This is a genomic window from Streptomyces achromogenes subsp. achromogenes (genome assembly GCF_000720835.1).
GTDB lineage: Bacteria > Actinomycetota > Actinomycetes > Streptomycetales > Streptomycetaceae > Streptomyces > Streptomyces achromogenes.
This window is the reverse complement of sequence record NZ_JODT01000037.1, coordinates 45,706-71,242: the sequence shown is the minus strand read 5'-3', so window position 1 is coordinate 71,242 and position 25,537 is coordinate 45,706. Positions and strand designations below refer to the sequence as shown.

The window sequence follows — 25,537 nt, the reverse complement described above, 5'->3', positions numbered from 1 at the left end:
CACGCCGCATCGAACGCCTCCGCGAACACCGGAAACACCCCATACAACTCCCGCCCCATCGCCACCCGCTGCGCCCCCTGCCCCGTGAACAGGAAGGCGGTTCCTCCGGACAGGTCGGCACGGGCCCGTACGGCGGGGGTGGTGCCGGCGGCCACGGCGCGCAGTCCGGCGAGCAGTTCGTCGCGGTCGGCGCCGGTGACACCGGCGCGGTGGTCGAGCGCGGCGCGGGTGGTCGCCAGCGAGTAGGCCACGTCCAGGGCGGTCGTGTCCGGGCGCTCCTCCAGGTACGTCAGGAGTTTCCGGGCCTGCCCCGCCACCGCCTCGGGCGTCTTGCCGGACAGCAGCCACGGGACGACGGGCAGCGTGCGGCCCACGTCGCCGGGCTCCGCGTCCGCCGGGACCCCGGCCGGCTGCGGCTCTTCGAGGATCATGTGCGCGTTGGTGCCGCTGATGCCGAAGGAGGAGACACCGGCACGGCGCGGAGCGTCCGGGGCCTCCCATTCCCGCGCCTCGGTGAGCAGGACGACCTCGCCGGCCTCCCAGTCGACGTGCCGGGTGGGGGTCTCCACATGGAGGGTGCGGGGCATCGTCCGGTGGTGCATGGCCTGCACCATCTTGATGACGCTGCCGACACCGGCGGCGGCCTGGGTGTGGCCCAGGTTGGACTTCAGCGAGCCGAGGTACAGCGGGCGTTCCTCGGGCCGGTCCTGGCCGTAGGCCGCCAGCAGGGCCTGGGCCTCGATGGGGTCGCCCAGGCGGGTGCCGGTGCCGTGCGCGTCCACCAGGTCCACGTCGGCGGGGGTGAGCCCGGCGTTGGCCAGGGCCTGCCGGATGACCCGCTCCTGCGCCGGACCGTTGGGCGCCGTCAGCCCGTTGGACGCGCCGTCCTGGTTGACCGCCGACCCCCGGATGACGGCCAGCACCCGGTGCCCGTTGCGCTGCGCGTCCGACAGACGCTCCACCAGGACCAGCCCGATGCCCTCGGACCAGCCGGTGCCGTCCGCCGTGTCGGAGAACGACCGGCAGCGTCCGTCCGGTGACAGGCCCCGCTGCTGCGAGAACTCGACGAACCCCAGGGGCGTCGACATCAGCGTCACACCGCCGGCGAGCGCGAGGTCGCACTCGCCCGCCCTGAGCGCGTGCGCCGCCTGGTGGATGGCGACCAGTGACGAGGAGCACGCGGTGTCGACGGTGACGGCGGGTCCCTCCAGGCCGAAGGTGTACGCCACCCGGCCGGAGGCGACACTGCCCGCGTTGCCGCTGAGCAGATAGCCCTCCATGTCCTCGGGGACGTCGCGCACCCGCGACGCGTAGTCGTGGTACATCACGCCCGCGTACACCCCGGTGCGGCTGCCCCGCAGGGTCGACGGGTCGATACCGGCGTTCTCCAGGGTCTCCCAGGCGGTCTCCAGCAGCAGACGCTGCTGCGGGTCGGTGGCGAGGGCCTCCCGCGGGGACATCCCGAAGAACGCGGGGTCGAACTGGTCGCCGTCGTAGAGGAATCCGCCGTTCTTGGTGTACGTCCGGCCCGGACGGCCCGGCTCGGGGTCGTAGAGCGCGGCCACGTCCCATCCGCGGTCGGCGGGGAACTCCGAGATGGCGTCCACCCCGTCGGCCACCAGCCGCCACAGGTCCTCGGGGGAGGCGACCCCGCCCGGGTAGCGGCAGGCCATGCCCACGATGACGACGGGGTCGTCGGCCGCCAGGGCGGGGGAGGCCGCCGGCCCGGCCGTCGGGCGCTCCTCGTCCTGCTCCCGGCCGGCGAGCAGCCCCGACAGGTGGACCGCGATCGCGGCCGGTGTCGGATGGTCGAAGACCAGCGTGGTCGGCAGGCGCAGTCCGGTGGCGCTGCCCAGGCGGTTGCGGAGTTCGACCGCGGTCAGCGAGTCGAAGCCCAGCTCCTTGAAGGCGCGGTCGGCGTCCAGGCCGTCGGGGTCGGGGTGGCCGAGGACCCCGGCCACATGTCCGCGCACCAGGTCGGTCAGGATCCGGCGCCGCTCGTCCGCGGAGAGCGGCGCCAGCTGTTCGGCGAGCGAGGAGCCGCCGGAGGCGCCGGCCCGGGCGCGCCGGCGCGTCGCGGGCACGAGTCCGCGCAGCAGGGACGGCGGTTCGGCGCTGTGGCGCAGGGCGGCGGTGTCCAGCGCGGTGACCGCGAGGACCGTCTCCCCGGTGGTGAGAGAGGCGTCGAACAGCGCCAGGCCCTCCTCGGACGACAGGGGCAGCAGCCCGGAGCGGGCCATGCGCTTCAGGTCCACCTCGTCCAGGTGGCTGGTGCTGGCGCTGCCCTCCTCCCACAGGCCCCAGGCCAGCGAGGTGGCCGGCAGCCCGTGGGCGGCGCGGTGGACGGCGAGCGCGTCCAGGAAGGTGTTGCCGGCCGCGTAGTTGGACTGTCCCGCCGTGCCGAGCAGACCCGCGAGGGAGGAGTAGAGCACGAACGCCGACAGGTCCAGGTCGCGGGTCAGTTCGTGCAGGTGCCAGGCGGCGTCGACCTTCGGCCGCAGCACGGCGTCCACCCGCTCGGGGGTCAGCCCGGCAAGCAGTCCGTCGTCCACGGCGCCGGCGGTGTGCACGACCGCCGTCAGCGGGTGCTCGGCGCCGATGGTGTCCAGTACGGAGGACAGCGCCTCGCGGTCGGCCGCGTCGCAGGCCGCGAAGACGGCCTCGGCGCCCAGGGCGGCCAGTTCGTCACGGAGTTCCGCCGCTCCGGGGGCGTCCGCGCCGCGCCGGCTGAGCAGCAGCAGACGGCGCGCGCCGTGCCGGACGACCAGGTGCCGGGCGAGCAGCCGGCCGAGCGTGCCGGTGGCGCCCGTGACCAGGACGGTGCCCCGCTCCCAGGCTGAGGTGTCCGCACCGTCCCGGGGCGCCCGCCCGGGGTGGGCGCGGACGAGGCGGGGGACGACGACCGCGCCGTCCCGCACCGCGGACTGGGTCTCGCCGGAGGCCACGGCCGCGGCCAGGGCGTCGGCACCGCCCGGCCGGCCGTCGAGGTCGACCAGTGCGAAACGGCCGGGGTTCTCGGTCTCCGCGGAGCGGAACAGTCCCCACAGGCCGGCGTGGACCAGGTCGGTCACCTCGTCGTCGGTGCCCGCGGCCACCGCCCGGCGGGTGACGGCGACCAGGCGGGTGTCGGCGAACCGCTCGTCGGCGAGCCAGTCCCGGGCCAGTTCGACGTGGTGCCGGACGGCGGTCCGGGCCGCGGCGGGCAGTTCCCCGGCCGCCGTCTCCCGCGCGGCCGGGACCACCAGCACCACGTCGGGCACCGGTGCCCCGTCGTCGACCGCCGCGGCGAGGGCGTCCAGGCCGGGCCAGGTGCGCCCGGCTGCGACCGGGAGAGCCGGGTCGCCGGTGCCGACCACGGCCCAGCGGCTGGTGTCGACGTCCCGGTCCGGGGCCGCGAGAGGAGTCCACTCCACGCGGAACAATCCGTCCCGGTGTGCGTCGGCCGCCGCCGCGAGCGCCTCCTTCGACAGCGGGCGCAACGCCAGCGATCCGATGGTGGCGACGGGCGCGCCCACGCCGTCCGCCACCAGCAGGGTCACGGACTCGGGTCCGGTCGGGGTGAGCCGTACCCGCAGGACGGACGCCCCCGTCGCGTGCACCGACACGTCGGACCAGGCGAAGGGCAGCAGGGGCGGCCGGTCGCCGGCCACGCCGGGCAGCAGGCTGTGCAGTGCCGCGTCCAGCAGCGCCGGGTGCAGGACGAACTTCCCGGCGTCGGCCTGCTGGTCCTCGCCGAGGGCGACCTCGGCGAACAGTTCGCCGTCGCCGCGCCACAGCCGGCGCAGCCCGCGGAACGCGGGGCCGTAGGAGTAGCCGTGTTCGGCGACCCGCTCGTACACGCCGTCCAGGTCGACCTCCTCGGCTCCCGCCGGAGGCCAGGCGAGCAGCCCGGTGGGGGGTTCCCCGGTGGCGGGGGCGAGCAGTCCGCCGGCGTGGGCGGTCCAGGCCCGGCGGTCCCGCGCGGCGGACTCGGGCCGGGAGTACACGCCGAGTCTGCGGTGCCCGTCCTCGTCGGCTTCGCCGACCACGAGCTGGATCTGCAGTCCCTCTCCGTCGGGGAGCGTCAGCGGGGCCTCGAGGGTGAGTTCCTCGATCCGCTCGCAGCCTGCGTACTCGCCGGCCCGGGCGGCCAGCTCCACCAGGGCGGTACCGGGGAGCAGCGCCGAGCCGTGCACGGTGTGGTCGGCCAGCCAGGGGTGGGTGCGGCGGGAGAGCTTGCCGGTGAGCAGGAATCCGTCCCGGTCCGCGACCGCGACGGCGGCGCCGAGCAGCGGGTGGTCGGCCGAGCCGAGCCCGAAGCCGGAGGCGTCGCTGGGCGTGGCGGAGGTCTCCAGCCAGTGGCGGGTGCGCTGGAACGCGTAGGTGGGCAGGGGGACGCGTCGCGCGCCCGTGGTGGCGAAGACCGCCTGCCAGTCGACGGCGACGCCGTGGTTGTGGGCTTCGCCGAGGGAGAGCCAGAAGCGTTCGAGGCCGCCCTCGTCGCGGCGCAGCGAGCCGATCACGGCGGCGTCGTGGCCTGTGGCCTCGGCCGTCTCCTGGACGGCGACCGCCAGCACCGGGTGCGGGCTCGCTTCCACGAACGTGCCGAAGCCGTCCTCCAGCAGCGAGCGCACCGCCTGTTCCAGCTCCACGGGGCGGCGCAGATTGCGGTACCAGTAGCCGGCGTCGAGTTCGGGGCCCTCGACCCATCGGCCGGTCACCGTGGAGAGGAACGGGATCCGCGCCGGCCGCGGACGGACCGGGGCGAGCAGGGTGGCCAGCTCCTCCTCCAGCAGTTCCACGTACTTGGAGTGGGAGGCGTAGTCCACCGGGACGGCGCGCGCCCGGACCCGGTCGGCCTTGCAGGCGGCGAGCAGTTCCTCCAGGGGGCCGACCTCGCCGGCCACGACCACGGAGGAGGGGCCGTTGACGGCGGCGATCTGGATGCGGTCCTGCCACGGGGCGATGCGCTCGCGCACCTGCTCGACGGGGAGCGCGACGGACACCATGCCGCCGAGGCCCGCCAGGACCCGGCCGATGGCCTGACTGCGCAGCGTCACCACGCGGGCGGCGTCGTCCAGGGAGAGGATGCCCGCCACGTACGCGGCGGCGATCTCGCCCTGGGAGTGCCCGACGACGGCCGACGGCCGCACGCCGTGGGCCCGCCACAGCTCGGCCAGCGCCACCATCACCGCGAACAGCACCGGCTGGACGACGTCCACCCGGTCCGGCGAAGGAGCGTCGTCGGCCTGGCGGAGGACGTCCTCCAGGGACCAGTCGACGTAGGGGGCGAAGGCCCGGCCGCACTCGGCGATCCGGGCGGCGAACACCGGTGACGTGTCCATCAGGGCCACGGCCATGCCCGTCCACTGCGAGCCCTGGCCCGGGAAGAGGAACGCCGTCCTGGACGGCTCGCCGGCCGTGCCGGTGACGGTGTCGGGTGCGGGGGTGCCGTCGGCGAGGGCCCGGAGCTGTTCGCGGGGGTGGGCGTCGGCCGGGGCGACCAGCACGGCACGGTGCTCCAGCGCGCTACGGGTCACCGCCAGCGAGTACGCCAGGTCGACCGGGACGGCGTCCGGGCCGAGCCCCTCGATGTGCTCCAGCAGCCGCCGGGCCTGGGCCGCCAAAGCCTTGGAGGACTTGGCCGACAGCAACCACGGCAGACACGGCGGCACGACGGCACCCTCACCGGCGCCCTCGTCCTCACCGTCGGCATCGATGGCGGGCTCGGGTGCCTGCTCCAGGATGACGTGCGCGTTCGTACCGCCCATGCCGAAGGCGGAGACGGCCGCGCGCCGGGGGCCGCCGTCGTCCTTGCGGGGCCAGTCGGTGGCCTCGGTCAGGAGGCGGACCGCGCCCGAATCCCAGTCCACGAACGGGGTGGGCTCGTCGATGTGCAGGGTGCGCGGCAGTACGCCGTGGCGCATGGCCTGCACCATCTTGATGACTCCGCCGACGCCCGCGGCGGCCTGGGTGTGTCCGATGTTGGACTTCAGGGAGCCGAGGTGGAGGGGGCGGCCGTCGGGGCGGTCCTGGCCGTAGGTGGCGATGAGGGCCTGGGCCTCGATGGGGTCGCCCAGGCGGGTTCCGGTGCCGTGCGCCTCGACGGCGTCCACGTCGGCGGCGGTCAGACCCGCGTTGGCCAGGGCCTGCCGGATCACCCGCTCCTGCGCCGGACCGTTGGGCGCCGTCAGCCCGTTGGACGCACCGTCCTGATTGACCGCCGAACCCCGGATCACCGCCAGCACCCGATGTCCGTTGCGCTCCGCGTCCGACAGACGCTCCACCAGCAGCAGCCCCACACCCTCCGACCACGCGGTCCCGTCCGCCGCCGCCGAGAACGGCTTGACCCGTCCGTCCGGCGCCAGCCCGCGCAGCCGCGAGAACTCGGTGAAGGCCACCGGCGTCGACATCACCGCGGCGCCGCCGGCCAGGGCCAGGTCGCACTCCCCGGCGCGCAGCGCGTTGACCGCGAGGTGCAGCGCCACGAGGGAGGAGGAGCACGCGGTGTCGACCGCCACCGTGGGGCCCTCGAACCCGAAGGTGTAGGCGATGCGTCCCGCGGCGATGCTGCCCGCGCTGCCGCTGTAGAGGTAGCCCTCGAAGCCCTCCACGGGCAGCTGCGGCCGGGCGCCGTAGTCGGTGTACATCAGTCCGGCGAAGACGCCGGTCCTGCTGCCCCGCAACGACACCGGGTCGATCGCCGCCCGTTCCAGCGCCTCCCACGTCGTCTCCAGGAGCATGCGCTGCTGCGGGTCGGCGGCCAGGGCCTCACGCGGGGACAGTCCGAAGAACTCGGGGTCGAACTGGTCCGCGTCGTGCAGGAACCCGCCCTCGCGCACGTACGAGGTGCCCACCCGCTCGGGGTCGGGGTCGAACAGCTTCTCCAGGTCCCAGCCGCGGTTGGCGGGGAAGCCGGAGACGGCGTCGGTCTCGTCGGCCACCAGCCGCCACAGGTCCCCGGGGGAGGCGACCCCGCCCGGGTACCGGCAGGCCATGCCCACGATCGCGATCGGCTCCTGTGCCTTGTCCTGCACCTCGCGCAGCTTCCGGCGGGCGTCCCGCGCGTCGGCGATGGCCCGCTTGAGGTAGTCGCGAAGTTCCTTCTCGTCAGCCACCTGGTCGTCAACTCCCCAGTCGAATGAGCATGTGTGCGGGGTGCCGCCCGGCGCGCGGGCCGCGGCACGCGGTCAGTCGAGTCCGTCCACGAGGGCGAACAGGTCCTCGTCGGACGCGGAATCGAGGTCGTCATGGCCGGGCTTTCCGCTGTCCTCCTGCTCCCCCCGGTCCGCCGTGTCGGTGAGATCCAGCAGCTCACGCAGGCGGGTGCGGATCCGGTGCCGCGCGTCCTGGTCCGCTCCGGCCGAGCGGATGAAGTCCTCCAGCCGGTCGAGGCCGCCGAGCGCGGCACCGGCCGGCTCCGCGTCCGCCACGAGCAGCGGGCGCAGGAAGGACGCCAGCGCGGCCGGGGTCGGGTGGTCGAAGACCAGCGTCGTCGGCAGGCGCAGGCCGGTGGCGTTGCCGAGCCGGTTGCGCAGCTCGACCGCCGTCAGCGAGTCGAAGCCCAGGTCCTGGAAGGCCCGGTCGGCGCCGACCGCACCACGGTCGGCGTGGCCGAGGACCCCGGCCACCTCGGTGCGGACCAGGTCGACCAGCAGCCGGTCCTGTTCGGGCCCGGGCAGGGGGGCGAGGCGCTCGGCGAGCGCGGGACCGGACCGTCCGGCGTCGGCCGTCGCCGCGGCGCGCGGGGCGGGCCGGTGCACCAGGCCGCGGAACAGGACGGGCGGCTCCGCCTCCTGGGTCCGCAGGGTCGTCAGGTCCAGGCCGGTGACCGCCAGGACGGCCCGGCCGGTGGCGGGGGCGGTGTCGTAGAGGTCCATCGCCGTGCCGGCGGGCAGGGCCCGCAGGCCGCTGCGGGCCAGGCGGCGCAGGTCGGCGTCGCTCAGGGAACCGCCCATGCCGTCGCCTTCCCACAGGCCCCAGGCCAGCGAGACCCCGGCCAGGTTCCGGGCCCGGCGGTGCTGTGCGAGGGCGTCCAGGAAGGTGTTGGCCGCCGCGTAGTTGGCCTGTCCGGCGGTGCCGAGGAGTCCGGCGACGGAGGAGTAGAGCACGAACGCGGTCAGGTCCAGGTCGCGGGTCAGTTCGTGCAGGTGCCAGGCGGCGTCGACCTTGGGCCGCAGCACGGCCTCCAGACGGTCCGGGGTCAGCCCGGTGAGCAGCCCGTCGTCCACGATGCCGGCGGTGTGCACGACCGCCGTCAGCGGGTGCTCGGCGCCGATGGTGTCCAGTACGGAGGACAGCGCCTCGCGGTCGGCCGCGTCACAGGCCGCGAAGTCGGCCTCGGCGCCCAGGGCGGCCAGTTCGTCGCGGAGTTCCGCCGCTCCGGGGGCGTCCGCGCCGCGCCGGCTGAGCAGCAGCAGACGGCGCGCGCCGTGCCGGACGACCAGGTGCCGGGCGAGGACCTTGCCCAGGGCGCCGGTGGCACCGGTGATCAGCACCGTGCCGCCGGACAGGTCGGGGGCGTGCTCCGCGGCGCCCTGGTCGGGGTGGGCGCGGACGAACCTCGGCACCAGGAGGGTGCCGGCGCGGACGGCGGCCTGCGGCTCGCCCGTCGCCACGGCGCCGGCCAGCGTCTCGGCGGAGGCCGGGGCGTCGTCCAGGTCGAGCAGGGCGAACCGGCCGGTGTGCTCGCTGTGCGCGGTGCGCAGCAGGCCCCAGAGCGCGGCGTGGGCCAGGTCGGTGACGTCCTCGGGGCCCGCGGCGACCGCGCCGCGGGTGACCACGACGAGCCGGGAGCCGGCGAGGCGTTCCTCGGCCAGCCACGCCTGGAGGAGTTCCAGCGTCCGCCGGGTCGCGGTGTGCACCCGGCCGGGCAGGGGCTCGTCCGCCTCCCCGGGGGCGGACCGCAGCGGCAGCAGGACCACGTCGGGTACCGGCGCTCCGGCGTCCACGGCGGCGGTGAGTGCTGTCAGGTCCGGATGGGTGGCCAGCCCGTCGAACTCCGGGCCGTCCCCGCCGATGACCGCCCAGGTCCGGCGCTCCGGGGGCGTGGCCGGGGCGGCCGGGGTCCACTCCACGGCGAGCAGTCCGTCGTGGTGGGCGCGGGCCGCCGCGTGCAGGGACTCGGCGGACAGCGGTCGCAGCGCCAGCTCGGCCACCGAGGCGACGGGCTCCCCCGCCGTGTCGGTGACGGTCAGCGAGGCCGTGTCGGTGCCGGTCAGGGTGAGCCGGACCCGCAGTGCCGTGGCGCCCGACGCCCACACGGCCACACCGGACCAGACGAAGGGCAGGACCGCGGTCCGGTCCTCGCCGGCCACGCCCGGCAGCAGGGTGTGCAGGGCGGCGTCGAGCAGCGCGGGGTGCAGGACGAACCGGGTGGCGTCCGGGTGGTGTTCCTCGGCGAGGGCGACCTCGGCGAACAGCTCGGTGTCCGTGTGCCACGCCCGTCGCAGGCCCCGGAAGGCCGGGCCGTAGGCGTAGCCGTGCGCGGTCAGCCGGTCGTACGCGCCCTCCAGGTCCGTCTCCCGGGCCCCGGCCGGCGGCCAGGGCGAGGGGTCGGGGGCCGGCCGCGGGCCGGTGCCCGGGGCCAGCCGGCCGGTGGCGTGCAGCACCCACGGCAGGGTGTCGTCGGTGTCGGGCCGTGCGTGGATCTCCAGGCCGCGGCGTCCCTCGTCGTCGGCCTCGCCGACGACGGCCTGCACCTGTACGCCCTCCCGTTCCGGCAGGGGCAGCGGCGCCGACAGGGTCAGTTCCTCCACCCGGTCGCAGTCGGCCTGGCGCGCGGCCCGCAGGGCGAGGTCCGCGAAGGCCGTGCCGGGCAGCAGGGCCAGTCCGTGCACGGCGTGGTCCCACAGCCAGGGCTGGGCGTCCCGGGAGATCCGGCCGGTGAGCAGCAGGGCGTCCCGGCCGGCCATCCGCACGGCGGCGCCGAGCAGGGGGTGGCCGGTGCGGCCCAGGCCGAGCCCGGCCGCGTCGGCGGACGCGGCCGGCTCCTGGAGCCAGTAGCGGGCGTGCTGGAAGGCGTACGTCGGCAGGTCGACCCGGCGGCCACCGGAGAACAGCGCGGACCAGTCCGGCCGCACGCCCCGCAGGCACAGCCGCGCCAGCGCGACGGCGGTCGTACGGGACTCGGGCCGGCCGGAGCGCAGCACCGGGATGAGCGAGCCGGCGGCCTCGTCCAGGCAGTCCTGGACGAGGGCGGTCAGGACGCCGTCCGGGCCCACCTCCACGTAGTCGGTCACGCCCTGGCCGGCGAGGCAGCGCACTCCGTCCAGGAAGCGGACCGCCGAGCGGATGTGCCGGGCCCAGTAGTCCGGCGACCGCAGTTGCTCCGCCGTGGCGAGGGTCCCGGTGACATTGGAGACGAGGGGGATGCGCGGTGCGTGGAAGACCACCTGCGAGGCGGCCGCGCGGAACTCGTCGAGGACCTCCTCCATGTGCGGGGAGTGGAACGCGTGGCTGACCGGCAGCCGCTTCGTCTTGCGTCCCCGCTCCCGCCAGAGGGCGGCGACGGCTTCCACCGCGTCCTCGTCACCGGAGATCACGACCGACCGGGGGCCGTTGACCCCGGCGATCGCGAGGGCGTCACCGTGGCCGGCGAGGGTGGGCAGTACCTCCTCCTCACTCGCCTGCACGGCTGCCATCGCGCCGCCGGCGCGGGCCGCCTGCATCAGCCGGCCGCGGGCGGCCACCAGCGCGCAGGCGTCCTCCAGGGTGAGGACGCCCGCCACGTGTGCGGCCGTGACCTCGCCGATGGAGTGGCCGAGCAGGAGGTCGGGGGTGACGCCGTGGTGTTCGAGCAGCCGGAACAGCGCCACCTCCACGGCGAACAGCGCGGCCTGGGCGAAGACCGTCCGGTCGAGCAGCGCCGCCTCCTCGGATTCGGGGGAAGCGAACAGCACGTCCTTCAGGGGCCGGGGCAGCGCGTGGTCCAGCCGCGCGCAGACGGCGTCGAGTGCCCGTGCGAACACCGGGGACTGCGCGTACAGTTCGCGGCCCATGCCCAGGCGCTGGCTGCCCTGGCCGGTGAACAGGAAGGCGAGCTTGCCCCGCCGGGAGCCGGGTGCGTGGACGACGGCGGGTGTGCTCTCTCCCTCCGCCAGGGCCCGCAGGCCGCGCAGCAGTTCCTCCGGGTCGTCCGCGACGACCGCCGCGCGGTGCTCCAGGAGGGACCGGGTGGTCGCCAGGGAGAACCCGACGTCGACGGGGCGCGTCGCGGGGTGCGCGGCGAGGTGGCGGTGCAGCCGCAGCGCCTGGGCACGCAGCGACGCCTCGTCCTTGCCGGAGAGGATCCACGGTACGGGCCCGTCGTGGAGCGTCGGCGCGGCGCCGGTGTCCCCCGCGGGCTCGGCGGTGGGCTCGGCGGCGGGGGGCTCTTCCAGGATGACGTGCGCGTTGGTGCCGCTGATGCCGAAGGAGGAGACTCCGGCGCGCCGCGGCCGGTCGTCCACGCGGGTCCAGGGGCGCTCCTCGGTGAGCAGTTCCACGGCCCCCGACTCCCAGTCGACGTGCGGGGAGGGCTCGTCGACGTGCAGGGTCTTCGGCAGGGTGGCGTGCCGCATGGCCTCGATCATCTTGATGACGCCGCCGACGCCGGCCGCCGCCTGCGCGTGGCCGATGTTGGACTTGAGGGAGCCCAGGTACAACGGCCGGTCGGCGGGCCGGTCCTGGCCGTAGGTGGCGAGCAGGGCCTGGGCCTCGATGGGGTCACCGAGCGCCGTGCCGGTGCCGTGGGCCTCCACGGCGTCCACGTCGGACGCGGTGAGCCCCGCGTTGGCGAGGGCCTGCCGGATCACCTGCTCCTGGGAGGGGCCGTTGGGCGCGGTGAGACCGTTGGAGGCGCCGTCCTGGTTGACCGCCGAGCCGCGGAGCACGGCGAGGATCCGGTGGCCGTTGCGCCGGGCGTCCGACAGCCGCTCGACCAGGAGCAGGCCGACGCCTTCGGACCAGCCGGTGCCGGCGGCGTCCGCGGCGAAGGACCGGCACCGGCCGTCGGGGGACAGACCGCGCTGCCGGGAGAACTCGATGAAGGTGTTCGGGCCCGACATCACGGTGACGCCGCCGGCCAGGGCCAGGTCGCACTCGCCGGTGCGCAGCGCGTTGGCGGCCAGGTGCAGGGCCACCAGCGAGGAGGAGCACGCGGTGTCGACGGTCAGCGCCGGGCCTTCCAGCCCGTAGGTGTACGCCAGCCTGCCGGACACCACGCTGGACAGGTTGCCCGCCAGCAGGAAGCCCTCGAACTCCTCGGGGGTGGCGGCGAGCCGGGAGGCGTAATCGTCGTACATCGCTCCCGTGTAGACGCCGGTGCGGGTGCCGCGCAGCGAGGCGGGCGGGATCCCCGCGTCCTCGAAGGTCTCCCAGGCGGTTTCGAGCAGCAGCCGCTGCTGGGGGTCGGTCGCGACGGCCTCCCGCGGGGACATGCCGAAGAAGGCCGGGTCGAACCGGTCGGCGTCGTGCAGGAAGCCGCCGTGCCGCACATAGGAGGTGCCGGGCCTGGCCGGGTCCGGGTCGTACAGGCGGGACAGGTCCCAGCCGCGGTTCACCGGGAACTCGCTGATCGCGTCGGTGCCGGAGGCGACGAGCCGCCACAGTTCCCCGGGGTTCCCCGCGCCGCCGGGGAAGCGGCAGGCCATGCCGATGATCGCGATCGGTTCGTCGGCGGCGGCCACGGCGGACCGTGCCGGGGCGGCGGCCGGGGCCGTGCCCGCCAGCCGGCCGTCCAGCCAGCCGGCCAGGGCGGCCGGTGACGGGTGGTCGAACACCGCGGTGGCGGGGAGCCGCAGGCCGGTCGCGGCGGCGAGCTGGTTGCGCAGTTCCACGCCGGACAGCGAGTCGAAGCCGGCCTCCTTGAAGGAGCGTTCGGGGTCGACGGCCCGGACGTCACTGTGTCCGAGCACGGCCGCGACCGTGCGCCGGACGAGGCCGAGCACGGCCTCCCGGCGTTCCTCCTCGGGCAGGTGTGCCGTCTGCCGGGCCCAGGACGAGCCGGTGTCCCCGGCGGTGGCCGCGGCGGTGGCGCGCGGCCGCCACCGCAGGAGGGCGCGCAGCACAGCGGGCGGTTCGGTGCCGTCGGCGACGGCCCGCGCCGGGTTCAGCGCGGCGGGGACGAGGAGCGTGCCGCCGTCCGCGAGCGCGGTGTCGAACAGTTCCAGGCCGTGCCGCGGGGTCAGGGGTACGACACCCGACCGCGCCCACCGGGCGAGGTCGGCCTCGCTCAGCGCGCCGCCCATGCCGTGGTCGCCGTTCCACAGTCCCCAGGCCAGCGAGGTGGCGGGCAGCCCCTGGGCCTCGCGGTGCGCGGCGAGGGCGTCCAGATACGTGTTGGCCGCCGCGTAGTTGGCCTGGCCTGCCGTGCCGGTGATGCCGGAGAGGGAGGAGAAGAGGACGAAGGCGGCCGGGCGGGCGTCCCGGGTCAGCTCGTGCAGGTTCCAGGCGGCGTCGATCTTGGGCCGTAGGACGGAGTCGAGCTGTTCGCCGGTGAGGGACTCCACGGTGCCGTCGGCCAGGACTCCGGCGGTGTGCACCACCGCGGTCAGCGGGTGCGCGGCGGGGATGCCGGCCAGCACGGCGGCCAGGGCGGTGCGGTCGGCCGCGTCGACGGCCGCGACGGTGACCTCGGCGCCCAGTCCGGCCAGTTCCCCGCGCAGCGCGTCGACGCCCGGGGCGGCCGGTCCCCGGCGGCTGGCCAGCAGCAGATGGCGGATGCCGTGGCGGACCACGAGATGCCGGGCCAGCAGGGCGCCGAGCCCGCCGGTGCCGCCCGTGATCAGGACGGTGCCCTCGGGGTCGAGCGCGGTCGGTGCCGGGCCGGTCCCGGGTGCCGTCCGGGTCAGCCGCGGCGCGTACAGCCGGCCGTGGCGGACGGCGAGCTGTGGTTCGCCGCACGCGACGGCGGCGGGCAGCAGGTCCCGGGCGTCCGCGAGGTCGCCGGGTGCCAGGTCGACGAGGAGCACCCGGCCGGGGTGCTCGGACTGCGCGGCGCGCACCAGGCCCCACACCGGGGCCGCCGCCAGGCCGGGCACCGGGTCGCCGGGGAGCGCCGCGACGGCCCCGTGGGTCACGAACACCAGCGGGGTCCGGGCGTACCGGTCGTCCCGGAGCATGTCCTGGACCCGCCGCAGTGCCCGGTGCGCGGCGGCGTGCGCGGCTTCGGCGGAGAGTTCCCGGCCGGCCTCCGGGGCGCAGGTCACGACGACGGCGTCGGCGCCGTCCGGGTCGGGCAGTTCCTCGCCGGTGGCCTCCACCAGGCGTGTCCCGGCCTGCTCCGGTACGGCGACGGCCTGCCAGTCGACGGTGAACAGGGCGTCGGCGGTGTCGGCGGCGGACCGGGCGAGCCGGTCTCTGGGGACGGGCCGCAGGGTCAGCCGTTCGACCGTCGCGACGGGCAGGCCCGCCGGGTCGGCCAGGGCGAGGGTGAAGCTGTCGGGTCCGGCCGGGGTGAGGCGGGCCCGCAGCGAGGTCGCTCCGGTGGCGTGCACCGTCGTCCCGGACCAGGCGAAGGGCAGCCGGATGTGTGTGGCGTCGCCGCTCTCGTCGGCGGCGTCGAGGACCAGCGGGTGCAGGGCGGCGTCGAGCAGCGCGGGGTGGACCGCGAAGAGAGCGGCGGCCTCGTGGTGTTCCTCGGGGAGCCGCAGTTCGGCGTAGATGTCCTCGCCCGCGCGCCAGACGGCGCGCAGCGCCTGGAAGGCGGGGCCGTAGGCGTAGCCGTGGCCGGCCAGCCGCGGGTAGACGTCGGTCAGCGGCTGGGGCACCGCCCCGGCGGGCGGCCAGGCGGCCGGGTCCTCGGCGGCGGGCGCGCCCGCGGCCGGCGGGGTGAGGGTTCCGGAGACGTGCCGGGTCCACGGTGTCTGCCCGCTGGTGCCGGAGTCCGGGCGGGAGTGGATGGTGAAGGGGCGCGCGCCGGTGGTGTCCGGTGCGCCGAGGGCGATCTGGACCTGGGTGGCGCAGTGGTCCCGCAGCACCAGCGGGGACTCCAGGGTGAGGTCGTCCACGCGTGCCGTGCCCGCCTGTTCGCCCGCCGCCGTGGCCAGTTCGACGAAGGCGGTCGCGGGCAGCAGGACGCTGCCGTCGATGGTGTGGTCGGCCAGCCAGGGGTGCTCGCTCAGCGAGAGCCGGCCGGTGAACAGCAGCTCGCCGCGGTCGGCGAGTTCGACGGTGGCCGTGAACAGCGGGTGGCCGGAGGGGGTCAGGCCGAGGCTGGTGGCGTCCGTACGTCCCCGGGGCACGAGCCAGTAGTGCTCCCGCTGGAAGGCGTAGGTGGGCAGGGGGACCCGGGCCGCCTCGGGGAAGAAGGACGTGAGGTCGAGGCCGGCGCCGTGGACGTGGGCGGTGGTGAGGCCGGCGGTGAGGGTGGCGGTCTCGTCGCGGCCGGCGCGCAGCAGGGGGACGGCCAGCGAGGTCCCGGTGGTGAAGCAGGTGTCCGCCAGGGCGGTGAGTACGGCGTCGGGGCCGATCTCCACGAACCGGGTGACCCCGTCGGCCTCCAGGGTCCGTACGGCGTCGAGGAACCGGACGGTGCCGCGGATCTGGCGCACCCAGTAGTCGGGCGAGGTCAGTTCTTCGGTCCCGGCGAGCGCGCCGGTGACGGTCGAGACGATCGGGATCGCGGGCGGCCGGAAGTCGAGTCCGGCGGCGACGGCCCGGAACTCCTCCGTGACGCCGTCCATGTGCGGGGAGTGGAAGGCGTGGCTCACCCGCAGCCGCCGGGTCTTGCGCCCTCGCGCGCGCCACCGGTCCGCGAGCCGCTCGGCCACGGTCTCGTCCCCGGAGATCACCAGCGCGGTGGGCCCGTTGACCGCGGCGACGGCGACGGCGTCCTCAAGGCCGGCCAGGTCGGCCGCCACCTCGGCCTCCTCCGCCTCGACCGCGATCATGGCTCCGCCCGGGGGCGCGGACTGCATCAGCCGGCCCCGGGCGGCGACCAGCGCGACGGCGTCCTGGAGGGAGAGCACCCCGGCGGCATGCGCGGCGGCCAGCTCTCCGACCGAGTGGCCGGCCAGCCGGTCGGGGACCAGTCCGTGGTGCTCCGCCAGGCGGTACAGCGCCACCTCCACGGCGAACAGCGCGGGCTGGGTGTACGTCGTGCGGTGCAGCAGGCCGGCGTCCTCCGTGCCGTCCTCGGCGAACATCACGCGCAGCAGCGGGCGTTCCAGGTAGGGGTCGGCCGCGGCGGCCACGGCGTCCAGGGCGGCCCTGAACACCGGGTGCGCGCGGTACAGCTCCCGGCCCATGCCGACGCGCTGGGCGCCCTGGCCGGTGAACAGGAACGCGGTCAGCGCGGCGCGGCCCGCGTCGCCCTCCACCACGTTCGGGTCCCGGGCGCCGCGGCTGAGCGCGTCGAGACCGGCGAGGAGGCCGGCGGTGTCGCGGCCGAGCACGGCGGCGCGCCGTTCGAAGCGGGTGCGGGCGGCGAGCGCCCGGCCGACGCCGGCGACGGGGACCTCGGGCAGTGCGGCGATGTGGTCCCGCAGCCGTGCGGCCTGGGCCCGCAGCGCCTTGTCGTCCCTGGCGGAGATCACCCAGGGCACCGGTGCGGCGGTCGGCGCGCCGGCGGATCCGGTGTGGTCCGGCGGCCCGGCCGGCCGCGGGGGCGCGGCGGCCTCGGCCTGCTCGACGACGACGTGCGCGTTGGTGCCGCTGATGCCGAAGGAGGACACGGCAGCGCGCCGTGCCCGGCCGGTGCGGGGCCAGGGGCGCCGGTCGGTGAGCAGTTCCACCGCGCCCGAGGACCAGTCGACGTGCGGGGTGGGCTCGTCGACGTGCAGGGTCTTCGGCAGCGTTCCGTGCCGCATGGCCTGGACCATCTTGATGACGCCGCCGACGCCGGCCGCGGCCTGCGCGTGGCCGATGTTCGACTTCAGCGACCCCAGGTAGACCGGCTCCCGGCCGTCGCGGTCACGGCCGTACGTGGCGAGGATCGCCTCGGCCTCGATCGGGTCGCCGAGCCGGGTGCCGGTGCCGTGCGCCTCGACCGCGTCGACCTCGCCGGCCGTCAGGCCCGCGTCCTTGAGGGCCTGTCGGATCACCTGCTGCTGGGACGTTCCGTTCGGCGCGGTCAGGCCGTTGGAGGCGCCGTCCTGGTTGACGGCGCTGCCGCGGATCACCGCGAGCACCTCGTGCCCGTTGCGGCGCGCGTCCGAGAGGCGCTCCACCAGGAGCAGTCCGACGCCCTCGGCCCAGGAGGTGCCGTCGGCCGAGGCGGCGAACGACTTGCTCCGGCCGTCGGCGGCGAGCCCGTGCTGCCGGGAGAACTCGACGAACATGCCGGGTGACGCCATCACGGTGACGCCGCCGGCGAACGCGAGGCTGGTCTCGCCCGACCGCAGCGAGCGCACCGCCATGTGCAGCGCCACCAGCGACGACGAGCAGGCGGTGTCGACGGTCAGCGCCGGGCCGATCAGTCCGAGCTGGTAGGCGATGCGCCCGGACATGACGCTGGGGGTGGTGCCGGTGAGCACGTGTCCCTCGACGCCGTCGGACGCCTCGTGCATGCGCGGCCCGTATTCGAGGGCGGTGCCGCCGACGAAGACGCCGGTCCGGCTGCCCCGCAGGGACACCGGGTCGATGCCCGCCCTCTCCGCGGCCTCCCAGGCGGTCTCCAGCAGCAGCCGCTGCTGGGGGTCCATCGCCAGCGCCTCGCGCGGCGAGATACCGAAGAAGGCGGCGTCGAAGGCGCCCGCGTCGTGCAGGAATCCGCCCGAGCCGACCGAGCTCCGGCCGCCGCCGGGCCGGCCCGGGTCGTGCAGATCGGCGTCCCAGCCCCGGTTTCCGGGGAACGCGGAGATGGCGTCGCCGCCCTCGTCGACCAGCCGCCACAGGGCCTCGGGGGTGTCCACGCCGCCCGGGAACCGGCAGGCCATACCGACGATCGCGATCGGTTCGCCGGGGTCGGCCCCGGCTTCGGGGGTGTCCGCCGCGTCGTCGCCGGCCGCACCGGTCAGCTCGGTGAGCAGGTGGGCGGCGAGCGCGCCCGGCGTGGGGTGGGCGAACAGCAGGCCGCTGGGCAGCGGCAGGCCGGTGGCGTGGGCGAGCGCGTCGCGCAGTTCCACCGCCATCAGGGAGTCGAAGCCCAGGTCCGCGAAGGCCGCCCGGAGGTCGACGGCCCGGCCCGGCGCGTAGTCCAGGACGGCCGCGGTGTGCGTGGCCACCAGCTCGGTCACCGCGCGCGGGCGCTGGCCGGCCGGCAGCTTCGCGAGCCGGCCGGCGAATCCGTCGCGCTCCGCCCCGGGCCGCTGCGCCTCACGGCCGGGGCGGGGTCCGGGCCGGGCCGTGGGCCCGTGCGCCGCCGAGGCGCGCAGGGCGCCGTCGATCCAGTACGTCTCCCGCTGGAACGGATAGGTGGGCAGCGCGGTGTGCCGGGCGCCGGTGCCCTCGTAGGCCACGGTCCAGTCGACGTCCGCCCCGCGTACGAAGACGGCGGCGAGTGCCGTCAGGAACGACTCGGGTTCCGGGCGCCCGCGGCGCAGCGTCGCGAACGCGCCGGCCGACTCCGGGTCGAGGACGGATTCGGCGGCCAGGGCGGAGCACACGCCGTCCGGTCCCAGTTCCAGGAAGGTGCCCGCTCCGGCGGCCTCCATGGTGCGTACGGCGTCCAGGAACCTGACCGGGCGGCGCACCTGCTCCACCCAGTACTCCGGGGAGCTCCACTCCCCCGCGCCGACCTCGCGGCCGGTCACCGTGGACACGGCCGGGATGCGCGGCTCGGCGAAGGACAGCGTCTCGGCCACGCGCCGGAACTCGTCCAGCATCGGTTCCATCAGCGGCGAGTGGAAGGCGTGGCTGACCGTCAGCCGCTTGGTCTTCCAGCCGCGCGCCACGGCCTCGGCCGTCACCGCGAGGACGTGTTCCCCGGTGCCGGAGACCACGGTCGCCCGCGGCCCGTTGACCGCGGCGATCCCGACGTGGCCGGCGTGCCCGGCGAGCAGCGGCAGCACGTCCTTCTCGCTCGCCCGCACGGCGGTCATCGCCCCGCCCTCGGGCAGTTCCTGCATGAGCCGTCCGCGGGCCGCCACCAGCCGGGCCGCGTCCTGGAGCGAGAGGACCCCGGCCACGTGGGCGGCGGCCACCTCGCCGACCGAGTGGCCCGCCAGCAGGCCGGGCCGCACGCCCCAGGACTCCGCCAGCCGGTACAGCGCGACTTCCAGGGCGAACAGCGCGGGCTGGGTCCATCCGGTACGGTCCAGTCCCTCCCCGGAGAAGACCACCTCGCGCAGCGGCCGTTCCAGCAGGGGGTCGAGCCGTGCGCACACCTCGTCGAAGGCCTCGGCGAACACGGGGAAACGCGCGTACAGTCCGGCTCCCATGCCCGCCCGCTGGGCCCCCTGGCCGGTGAAGAGGAAGGCCAGCGGGCCGGGCCGGGCCGTGCCGGTCACCACTGTGGGCGCCGGGTCGCCCGAGGCGAGGGCGGTGAGCCCCGCGGACAGTTCCCCGGGGCCGGCGAGCAGCACCGCGCGGTGCTCGAAGACGGTGCGGGTGGTGATCGTGGACCAGCCGATGTCCGCGGCGCCGGGTCCGCGGTCACCGGGGCCTCGGTCGCCGGGTCCGTAGTCACCGGGTCCGCGATCGCCGGTCCACAGCTCGTGCAGGCGGCCGGCCTGGGCGCGCAGCGCCCGCGGGTCGCGGGCGGACAGCACCCACGGCAGCGGCCCGGCGGGGCCTTCGGAGGCCGGGCGGGACGCGGGCCGGTCCTCCGGGCGGCCGGTGGGCGCGGGCGCCTCGGACACCACCACGTGGCAGTTGGTGCCGCCCATGCCGAACGAGCTGACCCCGGCGACCAGCGGCCGGTCCGGCCGCGGCCAGTCGCCGGGTTCCGCCTGCACGGACAGTCCCAGCCGGGCCAGGGGGATACGGGGGTTGGGGGTCTCGAAGTTCAGGCTGGCGGGCAGCCTGCGGTGACGCAGGCTCAGGAGCACCTTGAGCAGTCCGGCGATGCCGGCGGCACCTTCCAGGTGCCCGATGTTGGTCTTCACCGAACCGACCCGCAGCGGCTCGCCGGCGTCGCGCCCGGTGCCGAGCACCGCACCGAGCGCGGCGGCCTCGATGGGGTCGCCGACCGGCGTGCCGGTTCCGTGCAGCTCGACGTACTGCACCTCGCCGGGCCGGACCCCGGCCCGGCGGTACGCCTCGCGCAGCACCTGTGCCTGGGCCTGCTCGCTGGGCACCGTCAGTCCGGGTGTGGTGCCGTCGTTGTTCACGGCGCTGCCCCGGATCACACCGTGGACGGTGTCACCGTCGGCGAGCGCGGCGGCCAGGGGCTTGAGCACCAGGACGCCGCCGCCCTCGCCGGGGACGAAGCCGTTGGCGCGGGCGTCGAAGGTGTGGCTGCGGCCGTCCGGGGACAGGCCGCCGAACCGCTCCTGGGTGACCGCGTGTTCGGCGAGGATGTTCAGGTTGACGCCGGCCGCGAGCGCCAGCGAGGACTCGCCGCTGCGCAGGCTCTCACAGGCCAGGTGCACCGCGACGAGGGACGACGACTGGGCGGAGTCCACGGTCAGGCTGGGCCCGTGCAGACCGAGGTGGTACGAGACCCGGTTCGCGATGACGCCCCGGTTCACCCCGGCCATCGTGTGCTGGGTGATCGCGTCGGTGCCGTGCTGGTAGAGCAGGCTGGTGTAGTCGTCGCGCAGCGTGCCCACGAAGACGGCGGTGCGGCTGCCGCGCAGGGTGGCCGGGACGATCCGCGCGTCCTCCAGCGCCTCCCAGGCGAGTTCGAGGACGAGTCGCTGCTGCGGGTCCATGGCCGCGGCCTCGCGCGGCGAGATGCCGAAGAAGGCCGCGTCGAAGTCGCCGACGCCGTCGATGAAGCCGCCCTGGTACGGCGGTTCGCCGGGCCGTGGTCCGGTGGCGTCCCCGTCGTCGTCCCCGTCCCCGTCCCCGTCGCCGGGTGTCGCCGCGTCCCACCGGCCGGCCGGTGGCCGGGTGACGGCGCTCCGGCCGTCCCGCAGCAGTTCCCAGAATTCCGCGGGGCCGTCGGCCATCGGCAGCCGGCAGGACATTCCGATGACGGCGACTGCCCGGTCCATTTTCTCGTACGACGTCGCTGACTCAGCCCGCTCAGGTGCCGTCACCGCTCGTCCGCCCTTTCCTAGCCGCCCCAGCGGGCGAAGAATTTCGATCCCGCTCAGCTTTCCGCAGAGCCCCGACAAGAACGTTGAATTGGTGCTGCCGGCGATGCTAGCGGCGCCCGGGACAGGCGGGGTCAATGTGCAGTCATCAACCGACAATCCCCGTTCCGCGGAATCGATGGCCGGGCCGTTACCCGCTGATTAACCCGCGATGAGAGAACACGCCTACCCTGTTTCCGATTCGCGCCGGCGGCGCACCGAAACCGAATACAGCGAGGGCCACATGAACCCTGGAGCACCGGAAACCGGCCTTGCGGAACCTCATCTGGCCGAAATATTGAAGACGGTCAGCCTTGACGTCGAGTATGTGCGGGCGGCGGGAAACCACCTTTTCCGGCTCGACGACAACGGCCGGGAAGTCCCGGTGCTGGACTTCGTCGGCGGATTCGGTTCCGTCCTCCTCGGGCACAACGATCCGGAGATCGTCGCCTACGCGCGGAAACTGCTCGACAAGCAGCTGCCGATCCATGCCCAGTTCTCCCGGGCGTCCCACGCCGACAGGCTCGCCGCCGCGCTGAACGAGATACTGCGGCGGGAGCACGGGGACGACGAACGGTACTTCGCGATATTCGCCAACAGCGGCGCGGAGGCGGTCGAGGCGGCGGTCAAGCACGCCGAGCTCGACCGCACGCTCCGGGTGGCGGCCCTGACCGGCGGGATCGCGGCGAACGTGGAGGCGGCACGCGCCCTGGTGCGGGCCGGGCGGGCCGTCGTGGCGGACGGCGCCTTCGACCGGGCCGGTGTCCGGGAGCGGCCTCAGGACCCCGAGGCGGGGTTCGACGCCCTGGTGGCGGGCATCGAGCGCCACAACGCGCACCGGCTGTCGGCGCCGCCGCTGTTCCTCGCCCCCGAGGGCGCGTTCCACGGGAAGCTGATGGGCAGTGTGCAGCTCACCCACAACGAGGCTTTCCGGGCCCCCTTCAGGTCGCTGGCCGCGCAGGCGCGTTTCATCCCCCTCGACCAGCCGGAGGCGATCCGGAAGACGGTCGACGCCGAGCGGGCGGTGCTGTACGACGTCGTGGTCGTGGACGGGTCCGTCACCGTGGTCGACCGGGACTTCCCGGTCTTCTGCGCCTTCGTGCTCGAACCGGTCCAGGGCGAGGGCGGCATCCACGAAGTGCCGCCGGAGTTCGCCCGGGAGGTGCGGCGGACCTGCGACGCCATCGGCTGCCCGGTCATCGTGGACGAGATCCAGAGCGGCATGGGCCGCACCGGCTCCTTCCTCGCCGCCCCGGCCGCCGGGCTGCGCGGCGACTACTACACCCTCGCCAAGAGTCTGGGGGGCGGAGTGGCGAAGACCTCCGTCGCCCTGATCCGGGAATCGCATTACCACAAGGAGTTCGAGCTGGTGCACAGCTCGACCTTCGCCAAGGACGGGTTCTCCAGCCTCATCGCCCTGAAGGTCCTCGAACTGCTGGAGGCGGACGGCGGCGCCCTGTACCGGCGGGCCGGGGAGCTGGGCCGCGGGCTCCTGGCCGCGCTGGAAGCGGTGCGGGCCGAGTTCCCCGATGTGATCAAGGACGTGCGGGGCAGGGGGCTGATGCTGGGCGTGGAGTTCCACGACCGGTCCGATGCCGGAGCGCCGGCCGTCCGGGACCTGGCGCGCTCCGGTTTCCTCGGCTACGCCGTCGCCGGGTACCTGCTGCGGGAGCACGCCGTCCGGCTCTTCCCGACCGGCAGCGCCGTGAACACCCTCCGCCTCGAACCGTCCGTCCGGCTCACCGACGACGGCATCGACCAGCTCCGGACGGCCTTGCGCGGGGTGTGCTCCGTCCTGCGCGCCGAGGACGGACAGCGTTTCCTGGGGGGCGGCCCCGCGACGTCCTGAACCCTGTCCCGGCCCTTCGGCAGGGCTGCCGCCGGGGGGTGGGTCCGCGGGTGGCGGCACGGAAGGCGACGACGGGGAAGGCGGCGGCGCGAAAGGCGGCGGCACGGAAGGCGGCGGCACGGAAGGCCCTGGCGCCACAGGCCCGGCCGTCGCCCTCCGCCCGCTCCGGACGGGAAATGTTCCTCCGTTCCCGGCAGGGAAGCCGCAGAGCGCCCCGTCCTGGGGCGCTTTGGCCGAGGTTTGTGTGCGCTTGGACTGGACCACCGCAGGATGGTGGCCGGTACGGGGACGACTTGTCGTCCAGGCTCAGCGCCATCAGGCGCACACTGACATGGGGGAACCGATGGAGTTTCGGGTTCTTGGTCCGATGGAGGTCATACACGACGGCAAACAGGTCGGGCTGGGCGGCAGTCAGCGGCGGGCGATGCTCGGCTTCCTGCTGCTCCAGGCCAACCGTACGGTGGCCGCCAGCCGACTGCTGAACGCGCTCTGGGGCGAGGACGAGGCGCCCCGGACCGCGCGGAAGATCCTGCAGAACGCCGTGTACGCGCTGCGCGGCGTCCTCGCCTCCGCCTCCGACGGCTCACCGGGAGCCGCGCGACTGTTGACCAGGTCGCCCGGCTACATGCTGGAGGTGGCCCCGGAACGGATCGACCTGCATCTGTTCCAGAAGTGGGTGGCCCAGGCGCGGGAGAAGAAGGCGCAGGGCGCCCCGGAGGAGGCCGCGGAACTGCTGCGCGACGCCCTGGCGCTGTGGCGCGGCCCCGCCCTCGCCGACCTGGTGGAGGTCGGCTTCGAGTGGCCCGAGCTGGTCGCGGTGCAGAACTCCCGGCTCGACGTGCTGGAGGACTACTTCGACACACAGCTGGCCCTCGGCCGGCACCACACCGTGCTCGCGGAGCTGGAGGCGACGGTGCGGGCCGAACCGCTGCGGGAGCGGCTGTGCGGCCAGCTGATGCTGGCGCTTTACCGGTGCGGCCGGCAGGCGGACGCCCTGAGCACCTACAGCCGTGTGCGGAACCTGCTGGTCGAGGACCTGGGGCTGGTCCCGAGCCGGTCCCTGCAACGGTTGCAGCAGGCGATCCTCACCCAGGACCCGACGTTGTCCCCGCGGCACGCCGGTCCCGGCCCGGTCGTCGGCCTGACAGGCGACCAGCCCCGGGGAACCGTCGCGGTGTCCGCGCCGGCGGCCGCGGGGAACGGGTTACGGGCGGCCCGTCCCGCCGCCGGTCCGGCCCCGCGGAACCCGCGGGGCCGTTCTACGGGCGCGACGGCGGACCGGGGTGCCGAACGCCGGTGGGTGAGCGTGGTCGCGCTGCGGACCCAGTTCGTGCCCCCGCCGGGCGATGTGTCCGGCGAGGGCCTGGAAGACCTCCTGGACGAGGCGGCCTGGGTGGTCGGCGAACAGATCGAACGGTTCGGCGGCACCGTGACGGCGTCGCTGGGGTCGGTCTCCCTGGCCCTCTTCGGCATCGGCTCCTCCGCCGACGAGGACCACGTCCGTCAGGCGGTGTCCGCCGCTCTGGCCGTACGTGTCACCCTCGGGGCCCGCACCGCCTCGGCCGGCGCGGCGGCGGCCGGCCTGACGGTGCACGCCTACGTCGACACCGGGGAGGTGCTGCTGCGCCCCTCCGCGAAGGGCGATGTGCCGATCGTCATCGGCACCGTCCTCGACGAGTCCCAGCCGATGCTCTTCGACGTGCCCGCCGGTGAGGTGCGGGTCAGCGACGCCGTCCGCCGGGTCACCGAGGACACCGTCGCGTACCGCCCGTCGGGCAGCACGGCGGCCCCCTGGCAGGCCATCGGCACGCGCCAGGTGCTGGCCCGCGGGGGCGGCGTGCCGGCGGCGGACCAGTCGTCCGAGGCGGATGTCCTGTGCGCCCTGGCCCAGCGCACCCGGCACCGTTCGGTGCCCCATCTGGTCACGGTGGTCGGTGACGCCGGGGCCGGGAAGAGCCGGCTGCTCGGGGAGTTCGCCCGCCGCATGGCGGCCCAGCCGGCGCCGGTGCGGGTGCTGACCACCGCCGCGGACGCGGACGCCGGCCCGTCGCATGTGCAGGCGCGGTTGCTCTCCTTGTACTGCGGCGTCCGCCCCGGCGACGACGCCCCCGCCGCGCGCGCCGCGGTGACCCGGCGGACCGAGACGCTGGTCCGCTCCGGACGGAGCGCGCGATGGCTCCTGTCCCGGCTGCTGCCCCTGGTCGACCCCGCCCTCGCGCCCGCGCCCGCCGACGAGGTCATGGCCGCCTGGCGGGAGTTCTTCCACCGGGCGGCGGGGAGCGAGCCCCTGGTGCTGTGCGTCGACGACCTGCACCGGGCCGGGGACGCCGCGATCGACGCCGTCGCCGGGCTGGTCGGGGACGCCGCGCCGGTGCCGCTGTTCGTGGTCGCCACCGTCCGGCCCGAACTGCTGCTGCGGCGCCCCGCCTGGAGCGGCGGCCTGGGTCACGCCACCACCGTGACCCTGGGCTCCCCCGAGCGGATCGCCACCGAGCGGTCCATGAGCCTGCCGTTGCCCGCGGCGCGTGCCAAACACGTGCAGCGGGCCGGCGGACGAGGCCGCTGATCATCCGGTTACCCGTGAATGAGTGACCGTGGTACGCAGCGG

Annotated in this window: 4 protein-coding genes; 2 read left to right on the top strand and 2 right to left on the bottom strand. The window is 75.4% G+C overall.

All coding sequences use genetic code 11. The features are described from left to right. The coding region (locus IH25_RS0130820; protein ID WP_030618076.1) for a type I polyketide synthase at positions 1–7,097 on the bottom strand (7,097 nt) is incomplete at its 3' end. Positions 7,098–7,169: 72 nt separating this feature from the next. Next, positions 7,170–20,999 (bottom strand): type I polyketide synthase, encoded by a 13,830-nt coding sequence (locus IH25_RS0130815; protein ID WP_037655936.1) that lies wholly within the window; start codon positions 20,997–20,999, stop codon positions 7,170–7,172. 325 nt (positions 21,000–21,324) lie between these two features. On the opposite strand from IH25_RS0130815, the gene IH25_RS0130810 reads away from it, so the two are divergent. Both IH25_RS0130810 and IH25_RS37950 read left to right on the top strand, forming a co-directional pair. Beyond that, positions 21,325–22,929, top strand: coding sequence for an aspartate aminotransferase family protein (locus IH25_RS0130810; protein WP_030618071.1), 1,605 nt, complete (start codon positions 21,325–21,327; stop codon positions 22,927–22,929). 367 nt (positions 22,930–23,296) lie between these two features. Then, entirely contained in the window at positions 23,297–25,495 is a 2,199-nt protein-coding gene (locus IH25_RS37950) for a BTAD domain-containing putative transcriptional regulator (protein ID WP_051754254.1), read from the top strand. Positions 25,496–25,537: the final 42 nt, after the last annotated feature.